The following is a 2048-nucleotide window of genomic DNA, read 5'->3' on the forward strand; positions in this document are numbered from 1 at the left end:
CCCAACGATCAGATGAAATTTCATAACGGTCAGTCATGATGGCCCTCTTGGCAACCAGAGGACATCATTTTAACCAAGGCGACTTTTCAGACAAACCCTAATGAAGTGGCTTAATCGCCTTTGAGTAATGAAATTAGAACTGCCGTAACTCGAACGTTACGGCAGCATCGTAAATTTAAGCCCGCTTGAATATTTCATTTCAGCGCGATCCGTAACTTTACATTCCAGCAGCATTCAGTAGTGGATTACTTGATGAGCCATTGCCTCCGTTGGTTTTATAAGCATCAATCATCGTTCCCTTTTTTGACCACTCAAAAACTGTTGCTTCAGCTGTATTTTTTCCTACAAAGGGGACTGCTGGGATGTGATTATAGTCGTAGCGCCATATCTCTTTTCCGCTCAATTCACTCTTTGAGCTGGGGTAACCTATCTCTCTAACGACCTGGTCTTGGTTAGCATGAGTCGCTTTGAGCTGCTGAACTTTTTCAGGAGATACATATGTACCAGTCTCATAATCCAGCGGGGAACGACCGTTAGCGCATCCTCCCAGCCCTGACAGGGAAAGTGCTGCTGCGGCTACTAAAATTGCTTTTCTCATGTCCATATTCCTGAATTAGTCAAACGTTGTCGCGTCTATTTAACTTTTGCTCACGCATCGGTAAGGGTGCAACAAAACGCTTTTATCTGCAACTGCCTTGTGAAGTATGAAACGTGCAAAAAATAGTCATAAGCGTGGTCGCTGATATGGAATTACTCATATGTAGGTGAATCGTAGCCCTACGCGCTGGCAGGGGAGGGCTAGTCCCTAACTAGCTGCGACCGCTGGGAAAAATTGAAAGCTCTAGACATTTTTATCAACTAAAGAAATTAATATATTGCTGACCAACATATCTTCGTTGTATTGAATGTCCAGAATCGCCTCTGGGTGCAAGGATGAATCGAGCTGATATACATCCCACCCGTACAGCTCTGTTGGAAATAGATCCATTTGTGACTTGGTAAACATTGGCGCTCCAAGGAGTAAGCGAGCATCTCTTTTATTTCTTATCTTATCTAAGGGATATGGCAAAATTCCCATGAATTCAGGATCAGCTTTATTGAGAGCTCTAGCAAATGAAAAAGTAATCATTTCAAGACAAAGGATTTCTTCCAAGAAGACCAGTTCGACACCTGGAGCTATTTCCAGTTCGAGTGTTTCTTCGCTTTCGTACAGATGAGACAGTTTAGTATCAGTAATTAAACCTTCCTGCATAAGGGCTTTGTGTGACATGCCCATGTTTTTTATTAAGGATATAATATTATTATTTTGCATGTTTATATCTATCAATTGATGTCTGCATAAATCGGGTTACTCCAGCCCCAAAAGCCCTTTTTACCAGAAAATCCCAGACGTTGCCTATCACCGTCCACGTTCGGGTTGGGTCGATTCTTTGGCAACGCCAATCAGCCGCTCTAGCTGGCTAGGATCATTGATCGTGCGAACGAGGTCTATCAATTCCGAGCGTAAATCAAGCACAGCCTGACGCTTTACATCGATTTTGACGGGTAGGAGGTCCATAGGGGAAATCTCAAAGAATTCAGCCATCTTGATAAGCTGCTCGCCATCAGGGGCTGTTTCTGCGCGTTCGTATCGACCGATAGAGGCAACCTCGCACTCAATGGCTTCTGCCAACGCTGATTGAGTAAGGCCTCTACTCTTGCGGTGTGCCTTTATGCGAGATCCGATTATTTTGCGGATTGAGCTCATCATGGCGCCCAAAATCCTTTTATTTTCAACACTTTATTTTATTTTTAAAGACTATTTTTGTATTTTCTACAAAAATGACTTGTTGTAGGTGTTGTCGGACGCTAAAATCGCGACGTAGCTATGTGTTGTGGCAATTTTAAATACTGTATGTATAATCAGTCCTCGGGTATGGATCAACGGGGGCGGCCAAGATTTAGAATCAGGCCTTAGGTTTTGTACGAAAAGTATTGCCGCATACAACGTAGGCTACAAGCCAGCGTGACCATGGCTGCGTAGCTCTTGGCCAGCTTGTCGTAGCGAG

The 2048-nt window shown here is 43.7% G+C and carries 3 protein-coding genes and 1 pseudogene; all 4 read right to left on the minus strand.

The features are described from left to right. Positions 1 to 217: 217 nt before the first annotated feature. Positions 218 to 598: a hypothetical protein gene (locus AO277_RS13065; protein WP_015060680.1), complete on the minus strand. Its 381-nt coding sequence runs from the start codon at positions 596 to 598 to the stop codon at positions 218 to 220. 243 nt (positions 599 to 841) lie between these two features. Then, a complete protein-coding gene (locus AO277_RS13070) occupies positions 842 to 1312 on the minus strand; it encodes a DUF6392 family protein (RefSeq protein ID WP_099259012.1) in 471 nt (156 codons plus the stop codon). A gap of 87 nt (positions 1313 to 1399) precedes the next feature. Then, entirely contained in the window at positions 1400 to 1750 is a 351-nt protein-coding gene (locus AO277_RS13075; protein ID WP_015060682.1) for a helix-turn-helix domain-containing protein, read from the minus strand. Between the two features lie 203 nt (positions 1751 to 1953). Next, positions 1954 to 2048: pseudogene (locus AO277_RS13080) on the minus strand (IS5/IS1182 family transposase); the annotation flags it as partial.

Origin of the sequence: Pseudomonas amygdali, from assembly GCF_002699855.1 — a bacterium.
GTDB lineage: Bacteria > Pseudomonadota > Gammaproteobacteria > Pseudomonadales > Pseudomonadaceae > Aquipseudomonas > Aquipseudomonas amygdali.

What these genes read in the sequence shown, in the direction of transcription:
- AO277_RS13070 (WP_099259012.1), bottom strand. Translation starts at nt 1,312, where the DNA reads ATGCAAAATAATAATATTATATCCTTAATAAAAAACATGGGCATGTCA.
- AO277_RS13065 (WP_015060680.1), bottom strand. Translation starts at nt 598, where the DNA reads ATGAGAAAAGCAATTTTAGTAGCCGCAGCAGCACTTTCCCTGTCAGGG.
- AO277_RS13075 (WP_015060682.1), bottom strand. Translation starts at nt 1,750, where the DNA reads ATGATGAGCTCAATCCGCAAAATAATCGGATCTCGCATAAAGGCACAC.